A 20,396-nucleotide genomic window follows, 5' to 3' on the forward strand; every position below is an offset into this window, starting at 1 on the left:
CAAAACAAAGACTTCCGGAAAAGGAGTATTATACGGGGTATCCCTGCTTAAAATGGTAACCGTCAAACAGAAAAATTCGGTTAGTTATTCTATTATTAATAGAAACATCACTGGTGTTAATAAATGAATAAATATGATGACATTGTCGTTGGAAGCGGGGTAAGTGGATTAACTACTGCTTTGATTCTAGGTATGAATCAAAGAAAAGTCCTTTTAATCGAAAAATCTTCTAACATAGGAGGCGCTTTATCTCGTTTTTATAAAAAAGGTATCCCTTTTGACACTGGGTTTCATTTTACCGGTGGATTTGCGAATGATTTAATTCTTTCTGATATGCTTGAAGTCTTATCAATTAATCACGATATCCAACCAGAATTTATAAGACACCCTGAAGACAACAGATTCGTTTTTGAAAACCAGGGCAAGGCACCAGGCAAATCATTTGAATTCCATCCTGGTTTTGAACAAACCATGCAAGATATGCTATCTTATTTCCCGGATGAGAAACAAGCAATCCATTCTTATTTTTCTAAAATGAAAAGTATTAGAAAAAACACTAAAGCTATGAACATCCGGGCTGAATTTGAAATGCAAAAACCTTTGGACGAAGATTTTATCAGTCTGAAAGATATGCTTGATTCTCTTACTCAAAACAAAACACTAAAAACTCTTTTAAGTGCATTTTCCATGTGTCATGGAACTGAACTTTCTAAAATCTCATTTGCAAACCATTCAAGAGTGACATATAGCCTCTATGAATCAATTGCCAGAGTAAAAAATGGTGGGAATGCTTTTATCAAAGCATTTAAAAAGAAACTTAAAAAATATAATGTCGATATACAAACAAACACTTTTATTACTTCCTGTGAAGATATTGAAAATCGAAAAGTTGGAACTTTTGTACTTAACAATGGTTCAAAATTAAAAGCAGCAAACTGTATTTTTACAATTCATCCTAGAAAAATCTTAAAAACATTTCAAGAAAAAAATACATCCAAAGCATTTGCAGATAGAATTAATAGTTTTGAAGAATCTATTGGATTTTTTCTTGCCTTTATAAAAATTACAAAAAAAGATCAAAAACCTTTTAATCCCAGCATAACAACGCTTTATCCTGACAATGACATGAACAAAATGTTTGACCCTGAATTTAAAGGCGACCTGCCGTTAGTTATAGTAAGAAACTCTGAAGAAACTAAAACGAAAAATGTTAATGTTATAAATGCTTTTGAATTATCACATTGGGAGCATGTAAAAAAATGGGCTGATTCCACGACTGGTAAAAGAAGTTCAGAATATAAAGAGTATAAAAGAAAAACAACCAGTCGGATATGTGAACGCATAATTAAGATTTTTCCTGAATATAAAGATTGCCTTGAAGTTATTGATTCGGCATCCATGCTGACTTTCCGTGATTATCTAAACAACCCGTTTGGGTCTGCATATGGAATAAAACAAAAAATAGGACAATTTAATCTTTTTGGTCGTATTCAATATAAAAATACATTTGCAGCAGGACAGAGTGCTATCTTGCCAGGAATAATCGGAGCAATGATTTCTGGGTTTACTATTTGCCGATACTTATTGAGTAAAGATGTTTATGCAGCTTTTATAAAAAACCAGCTAAAAGACAAATAAGGGTAAAAATATTATAATGAGAAGAGTTGTTATTACAGGGACAGGAACCATTTCTGCTCTTGGCAATTCCATGGATGAATTAATAAATTCCATTGAGCGCAAAGTTTGTGGTACAAAACAAATGACAACATGGAATAAATACAAAGGACTGCAAAGCCTTGTTGGTGCCCCGGCAAAATTACCCGATATAAAAACAATACCGCGAAAAATGCGACGTTCAATGGGTAGAATGAGCCTTTTAGCTGTCTTTGCAGCAAATGAGGCTTTAAAGTCAGCTAAAATAGAAAAAGATGCAATCACAAACAAGAGATATGGTTGTGTTGCCGGTTCTACAATGGGAAGTGCAGAAGCTTTGAACGATACTTTTGAAACTATGCTTCCGGATCATGATCTTACTTTGTTAACATCAATGAGTTTTTTCAAATGTATTTCCCATACCGTATCCATGAACCTTGCACAATATCTTGGAATTACAGGAAGTATCATTGCAACATCAGCAGCCTGTGCATCTTCTCTCCAGGCGATAGGCACCGGCTTTGAATTGATCCGGTACAACAAACAGGATATTGTACTTTGTGGTGGTGCAGAAGAGCTGCATCCTACAGTAACAGGCTCATTTGATATATTATTTGCAACTTCTACTAAATTTAATGACAATCCTGAAAACACGCCCCGCCCTTTTGATAAAAACCGGGACGGATTAGTTTGTGGTGAAGGTGCCGGCATACTTGTACTCGAAGAACTTGAACATGCTAAAAAAAGGGGAGCTAATATACTTGCTGAGGTCCTTGGATATAATACTTGTGGAAGTGGTTCTCATATAAGCCAGTCAAACAAAGAGGCTATGATTCAATGCATGAACTCAACATTGTCAGATGCAAGCTTGAACCCTGAAAATATTGATTTTGTCAGCGCACATGCTACTGCAACTTTGCAGGGCGACCATGAAGAGGCAGCAGCTATTTATGAAGTATTTGGATCAAGAATACCTGTTAACAGCTTAAAAGGATATTTAGGACATACCCTTGGAGCATCAGGTGCTATTGAACTTGCAGTTTCAATTGAAATGATGAATAAAGGTATCATTTATCCAACATTAAACCTTGATGATGTTGATGAAAATTGCAGTATGATAAATCATGTAAAAACAAAACTGAAAAAAAACATAAACTTTATACTGAAAAACTGTTTTGCTTTTGGTGGAATAAATGCTTCTATTATTTGTAAAAAATATGAGGAATTAAATGAGTAGTGATATAGAAACAATGAATATAGAAACAATGATTAATGAAGTTTTTGAAGAATCTTTTGAAATTGAAAAAAAAGAACTTAGACCAGAAGCTAATATATTTGAAGATTTAGGACTGGACAGCCTTGATGTTGTTGATTTGGTTGTTGCCTTACAAAAAAAATTCAGTGTGGAAATCAGAACTGACGAAAAAATAAAAGATATTAGAACTCTTGAAGATCTTTTCAAATTTATTAAAGAATTACAATTAGAAGCTTAGTATTTATGATCTTTTTCAAGAATCTGTTGTTTTTTATTCTTGTTAGTACTTTTACAATAATTTTTTTTCTGTTTTTTGGAATAATTTTAATATTTATTCGTGTTTTTAGCTCAAAAACAATAGCTCAAAAAACTTTAAGATTCCTGATTGTATGTTACGGAAGAATAATTATATTCGGTTTTGCAAGAATACTTGTTAAAGTTAAATTTATAGATTCATCAGAAGGCAAACAGGCTTTGGACCCTTGTGTGTATGTGGCAAACCACAGCTCAGCTTCAGATGCTTTTCTCATGGGTGTACTTCCGGGTGAATTTGTTCAAATTGTCAATTTATGGCCTTTTAAGATCCCAATTTTAGGGCTATGCGCTCGTCTTGCCGGATATTTGAGTATTCGAAGTATGTCTTTTGTTGATTTTTCAAAAGAGTGCAAACTTTTATTTTCAAATAATATTTCAATTATTGGTTTTCCCGAAGGCACTAGATCTGTCTCTTCTCAAATGGGCAAGTTCCATAGCACATTGTTCAGAATAGCAAAAGAAAATAATCTGAAAATTGTACCCTTGTGCATTTTAGGAAATAAAGACAAGCCATTACGTGGAAGTTTAAAAATAAATCCAGGAAATATTGAAATTCATAAACTCCCTGCCATTGATTATAATGAATATGAACATTTTAGTAGTTTTGAACTAAAAAATTATACTCGTGCAAAAATGCAGATATTTATTGATCAACACAAAGAGGTAATATGAACAATAATATAATCAATAGCATAGAAATAGATCTTGGGGGCAGTTGCAACCTTAACTGTTTTTTTTGTTATTTAACAAAGGTTAAAACTTCTGATAAATTTAACAAAAACAAACTTTTGCTTGATGAAATAATAGATTTGATAAACCAGGCAAATGAGCTTGGTGTTCAAAAAGTGATTTTATTTAACAATTCATCAAACCAACATCCTGATACTGCCGAAATTCTTAAATTAATTAATAAAAAAAACATGCAAATGGAATTTTCATTAACAAAACCGTGTAACAACCTATCTGTTAATGAAAATGCATTGATTAAGTGCTTAAAACATAAAGATTCGTGCTTCATTAATTTATATGGTTCTGTTTATCCTTGCGCTGGAATGCGATTATCAATTGGTAATATACGCCAGAATAGATTAAAAAAAATACTTTTTGACAGTGAGGTTCTTGCAAACCTTAAAAACCATGAATTCAGTATAAAAGGCCCATGTCGAAAGTGTGATAAATTTTCCAATTGTTATGGGTGTCGTGCCAGAACATTTGCTTTGACTGGTGATTATCTGGCATCTGATCCTTTATGTCCTGAAAATCAAGATAAACTTGAAAAAATCACTTATCTTCCCATGTCAGTTGAAAAATTAGTACCTCAAAAACAAGGCATGCGTGTTGTCACTAATTTATTAACTGTTAAAGAACGTTATGCAAAAGTGGAATCTATTTTTCCAGCCAACAGCCCTTTTATTAAAAAGGATGGAAGCCTGGAAGAATTTGCGTATATGGAAGTAATGGCACAATCTGCCGGTGTAATGGATGGGTTTGAAAAATTTGATACTGGTAAGCTTAGTCCCGGAGGATTTTTAATCGGAGGTCAAAAAATTAATATTTATGCTAAAACCTTTGCCGGAGATAAGCTTATTATTGATATTTATAAAACAACTAAATTTGGAAATTTTGGCATACTTACAGCAAAAATATATTGTAAAGATATTTTAATTGCAGAAGGTGAAGTAAAGATTTATCAAACTGACGGAGTAAATAATGAAATTTAACATTATAATATTACTAATAATCTTTTTAATTCCTACCAGTCAACTTTTTGCTGCAGATGCTCAGATTGATAATTTTTTATCGGAAGTAGAACAAAACATGAGCCAGGTTAATACAGTTCATGCCATGTTTGTTCAGAAAAAAGAAATGGCTATGTTTGACATACCTATTATAATCAAAGGTGAGTTCTATATTCAAAACCCTGATAAGTTTGCCTGGATTGTGACTGATCCGATTGAATACACACTGATTTTAAGCAAATACAAGGTTAAAAAATGGGACAAATCAAACGGAACACAAGAGATGTCACTAAAAGATAATCCAATGTTCAAAGCAATGATTGAACAGATTACTTTCTGGTTCTCAGGATCATATTCATCGTGTAAAAATGATTATGATATCAAAGTTATTCAAAAAAACCCAGGTATCTTAGACTTTGCGCCAAAGAAACATAATCCTGCTTCAGAAATGCTCACTAATATCACTCTTACTTTTCAAAATGATAAAAGATATATCTCAAATATCAAACTTTTGGAAAAAAATGATGATATTACCGAACTCTTTTTTAATGATGTAATCTTAAACTCAAAAATTGACAAGTCAGTTTGGGAAACAAATTAACCGTGTCTAAAAAGACTGATATAAACTTTGATAAACTCAATAAGTTTGACTTATTTTTTGATTTTATTGGAAAAAATAAAATTTATCTTCTGATTTTATTTTTCCTTCTAATCATGGTTTCTTTTGTTCGAATTGCCAAAGTAGATTTTGTTAATGATATTTCTGTTATGTTACCAGATTCCCCTGAATTAAAAAGATCTCTTGATTTTATTAATAATTCAGACATGTCTGACACTATAGCTTTTTCCATAACATGTAAAAACAATTCAAATAAAAATTTATTATCACAAACAGAGGCTTTTTCAGACAAATTAAAAAAAGTTTCTCTGATTACTGAAGTAGTAACAGGAATTGAAAATCTTGATATTTCAAAATTGAGAAGGGATATTACAAAATTATTACCGCTGTTACTTGCAAAAGAAGATTATAAATTATTTAAAGATATTGAAAAAGATGAGTATATTGCTGAAAAAGCAAGACAGTTGTTTATTATGCTTACAACACCCGGCAGTTCATTTATGCAAACATCTATGGACACAGACCCTTTTGGGTGGTCTAACCATATACTCAATAAGCTTCAGGTTTTAAGCAAATCAATGGGGTTTGATGTTGAACTTAAGAACAAGCATTTTGTTGACAAAACCCATCAATATTCACTTGCTATAGCCAAAACATCCGCTCCTTTAACAGATGCTGAAAAATCTGAAATTCTTATGTCAGCAATAAATGATATCATAAAAACGTTCCCTGATCTTAATATTGTGACAGTATGCGGGCATAAGCATACATTGAGTAACCAGAAAATTGTTAAAAAAGATATATATATTACCACTATCATTATCACTCTTAGTTTTATTGTCTTAATGCTCTTTATGTTTAAAACATTTGATGCTCTGTCAATATTTATCTTGCCGTTTTTTGCTATTGTTCTTTCTGTTTTTATCTCCAGTTTTATTCTCAATTCTTTATCCTTTTTTATGATAGGATTTGCTGCTGTGATCGCAGGAATTTCTGTTGACTATGGGATACATTTGTTCACTGCCTGGAAGACTAACGGTTATAAAGGATTAAAAAATACAATTAAACCCGTTTGGATAGCATCTTTAAGCACAATGGGTGTCTTTGTCTCTTTTTTTATTTCATCTGTTCAGGGTTATAAGGAGCTTGCTGTTTTTTCCATTATCAGCATTGTGATTTGTGTTCTTTTATCAATAATTTTTTTGCCTCATTTTTGGAAAAAGAAAAGTTTAATCCCCAACATTAATATCCCTGCTGAAGTATCAGTCAATAAAAGTAAATTTATCTTAATTTTGTGGGGTGTAATTTTCTTTTTTTCCATAATGAGTATGATAAATTCTGATTTTTTGAAAGCAACCGACATTTCAGCCTTTGATGGAAGCGAGCAAAGTGTTTTTGATTCAGAATCACAATTTTATGGTGTTTGGGGTGGAGAAAAAAAACCAGGTGTCATTGTTACAAAAGGCAAAAATATTGAAGATGCCTGGCCCGATTATGAACTAATAACAAATAAACTTAAAAATAATATTGATGGGTTTAACTCGCTTGCTGTTCTTTTGCCTTCAATAAAGCAACAACAAAAAAATTTGCAGAACTTTCAAGAATTCTGGACAAAAGATAAGATTTTTCAACTTAAAGACAAATTCTTAAAAGAAACAGAGGCTTATGGTTTTAAAAAAGATTCTTTTAACAAATTTTTCCTTTTGCTTGAATCAAAAGGCCTTTCATTTGAAAATCAAATTCCGGAAGTATTACAAATATTTGAAAAGCACTTTGTCAAAGAGATCGACTCAACTCATCTTCTCTCTTATTTTAATGACACAAAAGAAAACTTTACAAAAATAGAATCAGTTTTAACGGATTATCCAGATTCGTATATAGTTTCAAGAATAGAACTTTCTTCCCACATTGGAAAACAATTAATCCTGGACTTGAAAAAGATATCTTTTTTTGCATTTTGCTGGGTGTGTGTATTGATTATAATTTTTTTGAGAAAGCCCAAGGATATTTTTCTATCATTACTTCCTGTTGTAACCTCAATTTCGTTTGTTTTTCTTGCTTTAAACCTTCTTTCAATCGAGGTCTCTGCAATAATTCTTATAACTTTAATTATTATTTTAGGCTTAAGTCTTGATTACGGTGTTTTTATATCAAGCGCTGATTCATTAAAAAATAGAAAGTCTGTAATTATTGCTGCAACTTTCTCAATGCTGACAAGTATGATGGGAGCAGGCGCATTATTATTTGCTTCTCACCCTGTGATGTTTTCTATAGGAGTAACTTTAGTAAGTGGAATTATTGCAGCTTACTTGAGCGCAGTCTTTTGTATTCCTGCTTTTAAAAAGGTGTTAAAATGAAATTTTTCTTACTTTTCTTCTCTCTGCTATTTATAGCTGGCTGTTCAACCATAGATGTACCTGAGCATAATCTTGTCCCACTTAACCATATAGACAAAAAAACTGCCTGCAAAGAAATAGCTCAATATAATGATTCAATTACACAAAAAACAAACATGATCAACTCAACCATATTCACGTTCAAAGGTCGATCCATGACTGCTCTCGGCATTACCAAACTTGACGGAGAAAATAAAAATTTTTCTGTTGCAGGTTTTAATCCCATGGGCATAACCCTTTTTAAAATTCAAATGGAAGATGAAAAGGTAATTTCAAGTTACGTTATTCCTCAATTCGGCGCTGATAATCTTGATAAGGCGGCTTCCATGATAAGTCAAGATATAGCACATATCTATTTTAACAGAAAAATTGATTTAAAGACTGCATCTCTTGAGCTTGATAAATATAAAGTTACAATAAATACTCAAGTGGACCAAAATGATTTTGAATACATTTTTAGTGGGCAGCCTCTAAAACTGACAACAAAATCAATGTATAAAAATAACAACAAAATCTGGTCTGTTGATTATTATGATTATACAATTGTTAACGACAGGACATCTAATAGAGAAATACCGTTCAAACTTTTTTTTAAAAATTATAAATATGGCTATGTCCTTGAAATAGAGACAAAAGAAATAAAATAATCATTTGTGTATACGCATACACCCAAAATCTTTTTATTTATTTGTTTAAAAAAACTTTATATTGATATATGGTTCGAGTTTTAGCAATCAAAGATTTGACTTGAAAATGAGCTTAATAAACCAACAGATAACTGAATTAATAAAAGAAAAACTTGAATATCAAGATGATAGTTTAAATATCCAAATTAAGTTTGATAAAAACTTTATTGGTTTTAAAGGACACTTCCCTAATAATCCGGTTTTACCTGGTGTTGTGATGATTAAAACAATGACTCTAATGTATGAACTATACAAAAAAAAAGAGGTTACATTATCTCAAATAACACAGGCTAAATTTATTGAACCTGTGTTTGCTGATACTGTTACTTGTTTTATTGTCAAAGCAAATAGAGACAAATTAAACAGAGATAAACAAACAATTAAACTCCAAGGTAAAGTCCTTAAATCAGAAAAAATTATTGCGAAAATTTCACTTATTTTGCAGGAATAATAGATAAAAATTCTGAACAGCAAAAAAATACTCCAAACATATTATTTCTGGAACAATAAACATGAAATGTTTTTTAGTTGATGCAAATATAGCCACCTCGCCCTATCCAGTATATCCTCTTGGAATGAGCATGGTTGCAAATGCTCTTATTAAAGCCGGCAACAAAGTTTTTCAATTTGACTTTTTACAAAATAACTCTTCTTATGAAAAACTTTTGTTTTCCATAAAAAAAGAGGCTCCTGAAATAATTGGCATATCAATGAGAAACATTGACAATGTTAATTCCATGAATGAAAAAATATATATCGATGTTGTTAAATCAATTGTTTCTCAAATCAAATCTGTAAGCAATGCAATGATTGTTCTTGGCGGCACTGCTTTTTCAATTTTACCGGAAAAATTACTTGAGGAAATTGGAGCAGATTTTGGAATCGTTGGTGAAGGTGAAAGTTTGATGGTAGACCTCACAAGTCAAATCAAAGCCGGTAAAATACCTCCGAATAAAATCCTAAAAGCCAAATCAGACCTTAGAGGAAACCAAATACAAAAAGCATACTATGATAAGGAGATTTTAAATTATTATCTGAATAATGGTTCTATTGCCAATGTCCAGACAAAACGTGGATGTATACATAAATGTGTTTATTGTTCATATCCTTACCTTGAAGGAAATGTGTTCAGACATCGTGATATTAAAGAAACAATTGATGATATTGAATTCCTTGTAAAAGAGTGTAAGGCTAAAATGATTTTTTTTACAGATTCTGTTTTTAATGACAATCAGGGCAATTATATTGAGCTGCTTGAAGAAATGGTCAAACAAAAGGTTTCGGTTCCATGGACAGCTTATATCAAACCTGAAAAAATTTCTAAATCTGCCATTAATCTTATGATAAAAACCGGGGTTCGCGGAGTTGAAATTGGGTCTGACGGTGCTTCGGACGAAACCCTGGCAGGATTGGGTAAATCTTTCAGATTCAAAGATATTATTGAATGTAATAAAAATTTTACTGATAATAAAATTGCAACTGCAAATTTTTTTATGTTTGGATGCCCTCGTGAGACTAAAAAGACCGTTGAAAAAGGGATTAGTAATATAATAAATTTAAACAAGACTGTCTCTTTTATATTTCTGGGGATTAGAATCCTTCCTAACACAAAATTACATGACATTGCTATTAAACAAGAAATTATCAAAAAAGATAATGATTTGCTGGAACCTGTTTATTATATTGCACCTGGTCTTGATAAAGACTGGATGCAAACAACTTTAGATGAAAATTTTAAACCATACCGGCACTGCGTGTTCCCACCTGATGCTCTTGAAAACAGTGTGAAATTTTTACACAAATTAGGTCATACAGGGCTTATGTGGGATCTTCTTATACCTGGCAAAGATCGACTAAGGCCAAAAAGACGAAAAAAATCATAATAATGGATAATAATTCTGTCTGGTGTGTCATACCAGTATATAATAATGCAACTACTGTTAAAAATATAGTTGAGCAAAGTTTTAAATATATTAAAAATATTCTTGTTGTAGATGACGGTAGCACTGATGCTAACCTTACTGAACTTCTTGATGACACTGAAGCAATAGTTATTCGCCATGATAAAAACAAAGGTAAAGGAGCAGCCTTATTAACAGCCATAAACTATCTTAAAGAAAAAAATGTCCTTTCAATGATAACAATTGATGGGGATGGACAGCATCGTCCTGAAGATTTGCCCAATTTTCTTGATGCAATTGAGAATAATCCAAATTCATTGTATGTGGGTGTCCGTGATTTAAACCAATCTTCTGTTCCAGGCTCCAGTCGTTTTGGTCGCAAATTTTCCAATATGTGGTTTAAAATTGAAACTGGTAAAGATTGTAAAGACACTCAAAGTGGTTTCAGGGCATATCCAATTAAACTGATTTCAAAGTTAAAACTTTATGGTTCATTCTATGATTTTGAAATAGAGGTAATAGCAAGGGCAGCATGGGCACAAATACCCATTAATGAGATCTCAATCAATGTTGTTTATGATCCACCTGAAACTCGTATTTCCCATTTTAATAAATTTAAAGATAATTTTCTTATTTCTCTAATGCATACGCGTCTTATTGGCCGCTGCCTTGTACCATTACCCCATAAAAAATTAGTGGCTAATAATAAAAGCCATGGATACTCTCTTGTTTTAAATCCGATCGGTTTTTTTAAAATGCTGCTCAATGAAAACACAACCCCCATGGCATTGGCTTTCTCAGCTGCAATGGGTACTATCATAGCAGTTCTTCCTATTTTGGGTTTTCATATGATTGCAATCATATATGTAACGGCACGATTACACTTGAATAAAATTATGGCTTTAGGCATTCAAATTCTTTATTCACCTCCTTTTGTTCCATTTGTATGTATTGAGGTAGGACACTATTTTCGTAACGGCAACTGGCTTAGCGAATTTACTTTAGCTGCATTTAAAACAAATTGGCAGGAATATATTTTTGACTGGTTTATAGGGTCGTTGGTAATGGCACCAATCTATGCAATAATTGCATTTGTTGCTGTCTATTTTATAGCACTTAAAATTCAAAAAAAAATATCAAAACATGACTATGCCTGAAACAATTGAACAATCCCACAGAGGAAATAGAATCGGCTTCTGGTTTTTTGGAATATTTCTGCGTTTTGGCGGGCTTTATGCCGCATATACACTTTTATATGGTGTCACCCTTCATTATTGGCTTTTTGATAAAATAGCAGTCAAAACCTCATCAGCTTATTTGAAAAAACGATTTCCTTCAGATTCTAAAATCAAAATACGCTTCAAAGTCTACAAATTGCTCTACAGTCAAGGCAAACAATTGATCGACCGGGTTGCACAAATATCCGGGTCAGTTAATTTTAATTTTGATTTTGTTGACAAAGATAAGCTTAATCAGCTTTCTGCATCAGATAAAGGTTATATCATCTTGACTGCCCATGCAGGAAACTGGCAACTTGCAATGACAGAGCTTGGCCAATTAAATAAAAAAATTTCACTTGTTATTCGACCAGAAAATAATAAAGCTGTTAAAAAAGCGCTTAATATTAACGATAATAATAAATTTGGTATAATTTCTCCTGAGGAACACTTGGGAGGAATAATCCCTGTAGTAAAAGAGCTTAATGATGGCAATATTGTTTCATATATGGGAGACAGATCCTACAGGTTTGAATCTGTAAAAATAAATTTTATGGGTGCTAAGGCAAATTTTCCATATGGTGCTTTTGCAATTGCTGCTGCAACTAAAGTTCCTGTTGTAATAGCTTTAGCTTCAAAAACCGGTTTAAAAACTTATAAGGTAGACTTTACAAATATTATGAAACCTGAGTATAAGAGTCGTAAAAATAAAAAGAACCAACTATCTGAATGGGTACAGGAATATGCTGATATACTTAATGATTTTTTTGAAGAATATCCATACCAGTGCTTTCTTTTTCATGATGTATGGGAAGAAGATTAATACTCAAAAGGAGAATATATGTCCCAAAAGCAGAGCCTTGAAGAAATCAAAGCACAACTAAAAGAAGAATTAATTGAAAATCTTTCTTTGGAAGATATAGGGCCGGAAGATATTACAAATGATGAAGTATTATTTGGTGACGAAGGAATAGGCCTTGATTCTCTTGATGCTGTCGAAATTGTTGTGTTTTTACAACGTATTTGGGGAATAGAAATTCAAGATATGGAAGAAGGCAGGGAAATCCTTGTATCAATTGACACAATTGCTAATCATATTTATTCAAACCTATGAATGCTCCCCTCCTGAATTAAAGACTCATAAGGTGTTTCTATCAGGTCAAAGCTTAAAATTTTATAATGAGATATTATGAATAATGAAAAAATTTTCATAACAGGCATGGGTATCATTTCTGCATTAGGTAATTCAATAGATGAAACTTTTCAGGCATTATCAAAAAATAAGATTAATACTTCGAACATTGATTTTTTTGAATGCGATATAAACAAACCTGTTTTTAAAGCAAGTTTTCTGAACAAAGCATCAGATTCGAGAATGCGTACAAAAAAGCTTGCTGATATCGCTTTTAAGCAAGCTATTGTTCAGGCTAACATAGTTCCGGCTAAAATCAACAATTCAGACAAGTTAAAAATTGGAATTTGCTGCGGGACAACTGTTGCAAGCCAACTCAATGATATTGAATTCTACAGACAGTTTCGCTCCGGCACGGTAGAGTCTTATGATCCTGTAAAGCATTATCTTGAAGGAAATATATCAGAAGCACTCCTTTTAGAACATAATTTTTCAGGTCCTGGTTTAAATGTTGTGAATGCATGTTCTTCTGGCACTGATGCAATTGGAGTTGCTATGTCATGGATTAAAACAGGGATTTGTGACATTGTAATTGCCGGAGGTGCAGATGAATTAAACCGTATTCCTGTTGCCGGATTTAATTCTTTAGGGATACTCAGTGACTCAATTTGCAAACCTTTTGATAAAAACAGAGATGGATTAAATCTTGGAGAAGGAGCAGCCTTTATAGTGCTTGAAAAAGATTCTACTGCAAGGGCACGTAAAGCTTCAATATTAGCAGAATGCTGCTCATATGCAACAGCTGCTGATGGTTATCATTTAACCGCACCTCATTACAAGGGCAAAGGTTTAAAAATTGCGATTGAAAAAGCCTTGTTAAATGCAAATTTAACTCAAAATGATATCAATTTTATAAATGCCCATGGCACTGCAACTAAAAACAATGACTTTGTTGAAGGCTATGTTTTTAAAGATCTGTTTAAAGACAAAACAAAAATTCTTTCCACAAAAGGATATACCGGACATACACTTGGTGCTGCTGGTGCAATTGATGCAATATTGACTGTATTATCACTTGAAAAACAATGGCTCCCAATAAATGCAGGCTTTTGCGATCAAGATCCTGACATTGGTTTCAGCCCTGTGACAGAAGCCACAAGTTTTAAGGCTGAATATGCTTTATCAACATCACTTGCTTTTGGTGGTAACAATTCAGCAGTTATTTTCAGGAGAGTATAAAAGTGAACTTGCTTGGTAAAGGGTTTGCAGATAAAAACACAAAAATAAAAGGTATAAGAAGAGCGGATATTTTTGCAAAAATGGCTGTATCTGCTTCAAAAAAGGCATGTGCAGGTTTTGACTTTGAAAATGAAAATACTGAAATTTCAATTATTGTAGCGACCTTGTTTGGACCTCATGTAACAACCTTTAATTTTTTAGACAATCTTTTAGATTATTCTGATTCAGGTGTGTCACCAACAACATTTTCCCATTCAGTTCATAATGCCGCAGCTTCTTATATCGCAACTTCTCTTAAAATCAACGGACAATCGCTTACAATCACCTCTTTTAATGATCCTTTTAAACAGGCATTGATTTTGGCTGATGCTTGGTTTGAATTTAATCAAGCAAAAAAGATCCTTGTCTGTTATGTAGAAGAAGAATCAGACCCTCTTATTGCTGCTCATAAGCATTGTACATTTTTATCTTATTCAAAAGATAAAATTTCTACCGGTGCTGCATCAATTCTTTTGGAAAAGGGAAACAATATGAAAATACCTGAAAAAATTCTCCATCCTTTTACTTATATTGAGGGGTTATAAACGAATTGGAAAACATTACTATCAAACATATTAAAGAAAAACTTACTGAACAGATAGCTTTGTCCATAGGTGAAGAACCGTCAAATATAAAATCAGACATGCTAATGCATGAGCTTGGTCTTGATTCACTCGGGCTTGTAGAATTGTTTGTGTTTATTGAAAAAGAATTTAAAATTCAACTTATGGAATCAGGTATTTCGCAAGAAGACATACAAAAAATTGATTCTTTATCTGAAAGTATCAGTAAGGCTATAAACAACTAATTAATGATTTTTTTTAACACATCCCGGCGTTATTACTTAAATGGCATTGACTGGGTCATGGCAGCCCTGGATAGAATTAATATAAAGCATACAGGGCTTGGCAATCACTCCCAACTTGTGCTTGTATTGAAAGGATATCTTGATAAAAAGAACCTAACAAATAAACTTTCTAAAAACCTGTCTAATAGTGCTTTTTTACGGGGTAAAACTAAACGTGCTTGGCATCTTGCACCTTATTGGGTTTCAGAACAACAAAATTTTGATCCTGAGGATATTCGATTTTTTAAATTAGAATCAAATAACCAAATAATTGAAAATAATCTTAATGAAATTATTCAAGATTGTGCAAGAACTCCTTTTAAAGATGACAAAACCCTTCTTGGTTTTGATCTTATTCATTCTAATAATAGCACCTATTTGATTATGAGATTTAATCATAGAATGTTTGATGCAAGGGGAGCAGAAGCATTCCTTGGATATCTTTTGGATGAACAAAAATCTGACGAACAATATACCTTGCCATCACAAGGCGCTCAACTGAATTTATGGAAAAGTCGTTTTTTATCAGGTCAACGTATTAATCGTTTTTTAAGATCAATATATTCAAAAGAAACTCAAGTCGTTCAAATTAATGATCAGTCTGATGCATCTAAATCAGAATCAAATAATTCACATTGTTTTCATTGCTTTACCTTTTCTGAGAAACAGACCAGTACAATAGATGAAAATGCCATAAAAAAAGCAGGCTATCTCATGAATGGCATTTATATCTTAAGCTGTGTTACAAAGAGTTTTGATTCTCTATTCAAAAAGCGCAACAGTCAGGGTAACATACTTATTCCAATCAATGTGGATGTTCGTGAAACCAAATTCAGTACCGCAAAAATTTTTTTTAACAACGTCTCTTTTATGCTCTTTAATGTCAAACAAGGTCTATCTATAACTGATTATATAATAAGTTTTAAAACCCAGTTTATTGATCAGATTAAGAACAAAATACCATATCATTTTATTAATGCATCTTTACTGATGCGTATTATGCCGCTTAAAATCCTTTCATTTTTTATGAATTTTAGAATGAGAAAAAAACCATGTTCTTTCTCATTTTCTTATATTTCAGAACAGGCATTCAATTTAAAATCTGTACAAAACTTTGAAGTTTTAAATCTTTTTCATATGCCTTTAGTCCCAGTCAATCCAGGCATTGGAGTGTTTTTTACACGATTTAATAAAAAAATTAATATGGTTATATCAAGTTTTGACAATAATCTTAGTAAGAAAGATGGCAAATACTTACAAGAAGAAATAATTTCAAGGATAACTTTTCGGCCCAACCAATGAAAAAATTTGATGCCATAATTGTTGGAGCAGGAATAGCAGGTCTTTCTTCTGCACTGACTGCTGTTAATTCTGGAATGAGGACAGCACTTGTAGAAAAAAATCATTACTTAGGAGGTATTGCACAAGATTGCTTTCACACATATATTTGCGGTCTTTTTCAAAATGACAGGTCAAAACCTTTTCAAATTGCTAATCCTGGAATTTGTTCTGATATTTTTAAATTTTTGCGTGAATGCTATGGTGACAAGTCTCTTGTTAAAATTGGAAAAGTTGAAACTCTTGCATTTATTCAAAAAGATTTATGGGGCTATTTTTCTAAACATTTAAAGAAAAATAATTTTACTTTTTTAAAAAAAAGCAAGTGTATAAAAGTGATGTCTGAAAATAAAAAAATTCAAAGCATAACAATTGCAATTGAGCATGGCACTCAAAAAAAAAATATTAATCTCTATGCTGATATTTTTATTGATGCAACAGGAAACGGGTATTTTTCAGACAAAACCCTTGAAAACAACTCCCAGCTTGGAGGATATTGTATTCTGTTAGACGGTTGTTTAAACAAAGATTTGTCTTTGATAATCCCTTATACTGCTCGAAAAATTATCAAAGAGTACGAGCTTAATGAATATCTTAAATTCATAACCATAACTTACAATTTTCTGACAAAAAAATATATTTTGAAATTTTCCGTAAAAAACCATGAAGATGTGGAGACATGCCAGTTTATTTATGAAAAATTAAACAAAAACATTAAAGAGTTATCCCAGTTAAAATTCATCAAAGCCTCTGAAAATATTCATTTAAGAAGTTACAGTAATATCCAGGCTAATACGTTAATTAATCACAAAACTCATGATAGAGACATAGCTGTTAAAAGTTACTGGCCAACAGAGAAATGGGATATAAACAAAGGCACTCAATATCAATATTGTAAAAAGGACAAGCCTTTTTGTATTCCAGTGTCTGCTTTAAAAGATGATAAGATTCACAATCTTTTTCTTGCCGGAAAAAATATCAGGGTATCAGAACAGATACATGCATCAGCCAGAGTTATGGGAGTATGTATGGCAACAGGCGAGCAAGCAGTTATTAATGCGTTAAAATATTTAAAAACAAATAATATGAAAGCATTACGACTATGAAAGTACTATTAGTCAAACCATATACTGAACTAAAAGTTGCAAAAAGACTTCAGGAAGGATTTTTACATTTAGAGCCACTTGAACTTGAGATAACTGCTGGTGGTATTAATAAAAAACATGATGCCCGCATTCTTGATCTTAGTGTAGAAAAAAAGCCACAAAAAATATTTTTTCAAACACTTAAAGACTTTAAACCGGATTTAATAGGTTTTGGTGCTTACAGTACGGCTCTTTATATTGTAAAAGACCTTGCCGGAAAAACTAAAGAGATACTCCCCCGATCTCATATTATTGTTGGTGGAGTGCATGCAACTTTGCGCCCTTATGATTTTAATGATAATTGCATTTCAGCTGTTGTTCGGGGAGAAGGTGCAAATGCAATATCTGAAATTATTGCAAATCTTGAAGCAAATGCTAAACTCCACAATGGTTCAAATATTCTTGATCCAACTGACCCTGATTTTGAAAAAGATGCCGGAAAAAACCCACCGACCTATGTTGATGTTACCTCCATTCCCTTACCCCGACGTGATTTAGTAGACAGAGCTAAATATTTTTGTATCTGGACCCATAGCGACTCAGGAAAAGCAGATAAATTATTCCCACGGGTTGCAAGCCTCAGGACGTCACTGGGATGCCCTTTTTCATGCTCTTTTTGTGTGATTCATCATGTTATGAACAAAGCATATTTACAACGCAGCCCCGAGGATGTGGTTGATGAAATTAAAAATTTAAAAGAAGACTATATCTATTTTGTTGATGATGAGATGTTTATTAATATAAAACGTGTTACTAAAATAGCTGAACTTTTAAAAGAACATAAAATAAATAAAAAATATATCAGCTGGGCAAGAAGCGATACCATCTCAAAGCACCCGGAAGTATTTAAGCTCTGGAAAGAAGTTGGGCTTGATGTAGTATATGTTGGGCTCGAATCAATGGATGAGAAACGACTTGAGGATTATAATAAAAAAACAGGATATGAAACAAATAAAAAGGCTATAAAAATAATAAAAGATTGTGGAATTATGCTTCATGCAGCTTTTATTGTTCATCCGGATTTTGACAAAAATGATTTCAAACGTCTTGAAAAAGATGTAATTGATTTATGCCCTTCAGAAGTAACTTTTACAGTTTTATCACCATCACCCGGCACACCACTTTTTGTACATCATAAGGAAGAATTTATTTGCGATCCTTTTAAATACTATGATTGCATGCATACTGTCATTCCCACTAACATGACTATCAAACGATTTTACCAGCATTTTGGTCGCTTATATGCAATTGCGCTGCGTTCAAATCCTTTGCGGGTCAATAAAATCAAGGTGCCGCTCAAAGATTTTTTTCGGGCACTGCATTATGGCATAAAATATGTTTTTTCTCTTTATAGTATTTACAAAGACTACCCTGAAAGCTTGCATCATCTAAAAAAAGATGAACTTCTTGAAAAGGCAAAAAAAGAAGGATTTTCCTATGATGATTAATAAGCAACAACGAACTAATATTGTTGATATTATAAGAAAAGAAAATTTTGAACAAAACAGTAATCTTGCTGTAACCAGATCGGTAAAAGATGGATTGAAAAATTCAATCACATATTCAGAACTGTTTAAAGAGGTTGAAAAATATAGCAAAAAGCTCTCTATAATCGGTTTTACAAGTCACGACCGTATCGCTCTTTTTTGTGAAGATTCAATAGAATATGTTATTATGGCACTTGCAATTTTAGATACTGATGCTGTTATTGTTCCCATATCTCCTTCTCTTTCCTCTAATGAGTTAGAAATTTTATGCAATCGGATTAAAGTTAAATATATTGTATCTGAAAAAAAAATTACAACATATTCTATTGTTTCAGAAAAATACCTTGATAAACTTTATCTTTATGAAATTGATAAAAATATCAAATATTCAAAATATTATATGGAAGTTAATAGTCCTGCCTTTATTCGTTTTTCATCAGGCACAACCGGAGAAAGCAAAGGAGTGTTATTAACTCATCAGGCAATTATCGACAGAACCTCTGCTGCTGATGAAAGGCTTAATATAGCTTCAAATGATATTATTGGCTGGTTTTTATCCATGAGCTTCCATTTTGTAGTCAGCATTCTTCTTTTTTTGCGTAAACGTGCCCATATTGTTTTATCCCAGAATAACTTCCCTACAGGTTTTATTGACTCGTTTGAGACAATTAAACCTACATTTTTATATGCTTCACCTTTTTATTATAATTTGCTTGCAACTCATAAAAATATTTCAAGCACATTGTTGTCGGATGTTCGTATGGCTGTGGTAACAGCTGTATCCCTCAATAAGAAAACAGAACGAAAATTTTATGATAAATTCAATATTCATCTTAGCCAGGCCTATGGTATTATCGAAGTTGGCCTGCCGTTTATTAATGACAGATTTGATGATGAATATATTTGTTCTGTGGGAAAACTTTTACCATCCTATGATCTAAAGATTAAAGATCCTGATGATAAAGGTCAGGGTAGAATTTATCTTAAAGGAAAAGGAATGTATTCTGCATACATTTCCCCCTGGAAAAAGCAAACTCAATGGTTTGATACAGGTGATATCGGATATTTAAAAAATTCTTATCTTTTTATTTCAGGCAGATCTAAAAACATTATAAATTTTGCAGGCATGAAAATATTTCCTGAAGAAGTAGAAAAAATTATTTTAAGTTATGACAACATTAAAGAAGTAAGGGTCTTTGCTGAAAGACATGATGTTTACGGACAACTACCCATAGCTGAGTTTGTATTGGCATCCAAAGAAGAGCTTAATGTTTTTAAACTAAAAAAGTATTGTTTACAGCACCTTGATTCATACAAAATACCCAAGGAATTTATTGAAGTTGAATCTATAGAAAAAACATTGAGTCAAAAAATTAAAAGGACATAGT

At 32.3% G+C, this 20,396-nt stretch carries 20 protein-coding genes; all 20 read left to right on the forward strand.

Annotated elements, in window-relative coordinates; translation table 11 throughout:
• Positions 1 to 123 precede the first annotated feature (123 nt).
• Positions 124 to 1,638 carry a phytoene desaturase family protein gene (locus TOL2_RS20400; protein ID WP_014959171.1) on the forward strand — a complete coding sequence of 505 codons (1,515 nt, stop codon included), beginning with the start codon at positions 124 to 126 and terminating at the stop codon, positions 1,636 to 1,638.
• A 16-nt stretch (positions 1,639 to 1,654) separates the two neighbouring features.
• Positions 1,655 to 2,890, forward strand: a complete 1,236-nt coding sequence (locus TOL2_RS20405; protein ID WP_014959172.1) for a beta-ketoacyl-[acyl-carrier-protein] synthase family protein — start codon at positions 1,655 to 1,657, stop codon at positions 2,888 to 2,890.
• The gene (locus TOL2_RS20410) at positions 2,883 to 3,146 is read left to right on the forward strand and encodes an acyl carrier protein (protein ID WP_014959173.1); all 264 of its coding nucleotides are present in this window, start codon (positions 2,883 to 2,885) and stop codon (positions 3,144 to 3,146) included. The genes TOL2_RS20405 and TOL2_RS20410 overlap by 8 nt, the downstream gene beginning before the upstream one ends.
• Positions 3,147 to 3,151: 5 nt before the next feature.
• Complete coding sequence (locus tag TOL2_RS20415) at positions 3,152 to 3,895, forward strand: lysophospholipid acyltransferase family protein (RefSeq protein ID WP_014959174.1); 744 nt, start codon at positions 3,152 to 3,154, stop codon at positions 3,893 to 3,895.
• A complete protein-coding gene (locus TOL2_RS20420) occupies positions 3,892 to 4,944 on the forward strand; it encodes a radical SAM/SPASM domain-containing protein (RefSeq protein ID WP_014959175.1) in 1,053 nt (350 codons plus the stop codon). The genes TOL2_RS20415 and TOL2_RS20420 overlap by 4 nt, the downstream gene beginning before the upstream one ends.
• A complete protein-coding gene (locus TOL2_RS20425) occupies positions 4,934 to 5,563 on the forward strand; it encodes a LolA family protein (RefSeq protein WP_014959176.1) in 630 nt (209 codons plus the stop codon). Before TOL2_RS20420 ends, TOL2_RS20425 begins: the two co-directional genes overlap by 11 nt.
• A gap of 2 nt (positions 5,564 to 5,565) precedes the next feature.
• Positions 5,566 to 7,938: an MMPL family transporter gene (locus TOL2_RS20430; protein WP_014959177.1), complete on the forward strand. Its 2,373-nt coding sequence runs from the start codon at positions 5,566 to 5,568 to the stop codon at positions 7,936 to 7,938.
• Positions 7,935 to 8,624 carry a DUF3261 domain-containing protein gene (locus tag TOL2_RS20435; RefSeq protein ID WP_014959178.1) on the forward strand — a complete coding sequence of 230 codons (690 nt, stop codon included), beginning with the start codon at positions 7,935 to 7,937 and terminating at the stop codon, positions 8,622 to 8,624. The genes TOL2_RS20430 and TOL2_RS20435 overlap by 4 nt, the downstream gene beginning before the upstream one ends.
• Positions 8,625 to 8,730: 106 nt before the next feature.
• Entirely contained in the window at positions 8,731 to 9,114 is a 384-nt protein-coding gene (locus TOL2_RS23865; protein WP_051012479.1) for a hotdog family protein, read from the forward strand.
• 61 nt (positions 9,115 to 9,175) lie between these two features.
• The gene (locus TOL2_RS20445) at positions 9,176 to 10,546 is read left to right on the forward strand and encodes a lipid biosynthesis B12-binding/radical SAM protein (RefSeq protein WP_014959180.1); all 1,371 of its coding nucleotides are present in this window, start codon (positions 9,176 to 9,178) and stop codon (positions 10,544 to 10,546) included.
• Between the two features lie 2 nt (positions 10,547 to 10,548).
• Positions 10,549 to 11,721, forward strand: coding sequence for a DUF2062 domain-containing protein (locus TOL2_RS20450; protein ID WP_014959181.1), 1,173 nt, complete (start codon positions 10,549 to 10,551; stop codon positions 11,719 to 11,721).
• Positions 11,714 to 12,604, forward strand: a complete 891-nt coding sequence (locus tag TOL2_RS20455) for an LpxL/LpxP family acyltransferase (protein ID WP_014959182.1) — start codon at positions 11,714 to 11,716, stop codon at positions 12,602 to 12,604. Before TOL2_RS20450 ends, TOL2_RS20455 begins: the two co-directional genes overlap by 8 nt.
• Positions 12,605 to 12,622: 18 nt before the next feature.
• Entirely contained in the window at positions 12,623 to 12,895 is a 273-nt protein-coding gene (locus TOL2_RS20460; protein ID WP_014959183.1) for an acyl carrier protein, read from the forward strand.
• 75 nt (positions 12,896 to 12,970) lie between these two features.
• Positions 12,971 to 14,152: a beta-ketoacyl-[acyl-carrier-protein] synthase family protein gene (locus TOL2_RS20465; RefSeq protein ID WP_014959184.1), complete on the forward strand. Its 1,182-nt coding sequence runs from the start codon at positions 12,971 to 12,973 to the stop codon at positions 14,150 to 14,152.
• 2 nt (positions 14,153 to 14,154) lie between these two features.
• Positions 14,155 to 14,736, forward strand: a complete 582-nt coding sequence (locus tag TOL2_RS23870) for a beta-ketoacyl synthase chain length factor (RefSeq protein ID WP_014959185.1) — start codon at positions 14,155 to 14,157, stop codon at positions 14,734 to 14,736.
• A 5-nt stretch (positions 14,737 to 14,741) separates the two neighbouring features.
• Entirely contained in the window at positions 14,742 to 14,999 is a 258-nt protein-coding gene (locus tag TOL2_RS20475; protein ID WP_014959186.1) for an acyl carrier protein, read from the forward strand.
• 3 nt (positions 15,000 to 15,002) lie between these two features.
• Positions 15,003 to 16,340, forward strand: coding sequence for a hypothetical protein (locus TOL2_RS20480; RefSeq protein ID WP_014959187.1), 1,338 nt, complete (start codon positions 15,003 to 15,005; stop codon positions 16,338 to 16,340).
• Positions 16,337 to 17,482: an FAD-dependent oxidoreductase gene (locus TOL2_RS20485; RefSeq protein ID WP_014959188.1), complete on the forward strand. Its 1,146-nt coding sequence runs from the start codon at positions 16,337 to 16,339 to the stop codon at positions 17,480 to 17,482. Before TOL2_RS20480 ends, TOL2_RS20485 begins: the two co-directional genes overlap by 4 nt.
• Complete coding sequence (locus tag TOL2_RS20490) at positions 17,479 to 18,969, forward strand: B12-binding domain-containing radical SAM protein (protein ID WP_014959189.1); 1,491 nt, start codon at positions 17,479 to 17,481, stop codon at positions 18,967 to 18,969. The genes TOL2_RS20485 and TOL2_RS20490 overlap by 4 nt, the downstream gene beginning before the upstream one ends.
• Positions 18,959 to 20,395, forward strand: a complete 1,437-nt coding sequence (locus tag TOL2_RS20495; protein ID WP_041279655.1) for a class I adenylate-forming enzyme family protein — start codon at positions 18,959 to 18,961, stop codon at positions 20,393 to 20,395. Before TOL2_RS20490 ends, TOL2_RS20495 begins: the two co-directional genes overlap by 11 nt.
• Position 20,396 lies beyond the last annotated feature (1 nt).

Origin of the sequence: Desulfobacula toluolica Tol2, assembly GCF_000307105.1 — a bacterium.
In the GTDB taxonomy this organism is placed as follows: Bacteria; Desulfobacterota; Desulfobacteria; order Desulfobacterales; family Desulfobacteraceae; genus Desulfobacula; species Desulfobacula toluolica.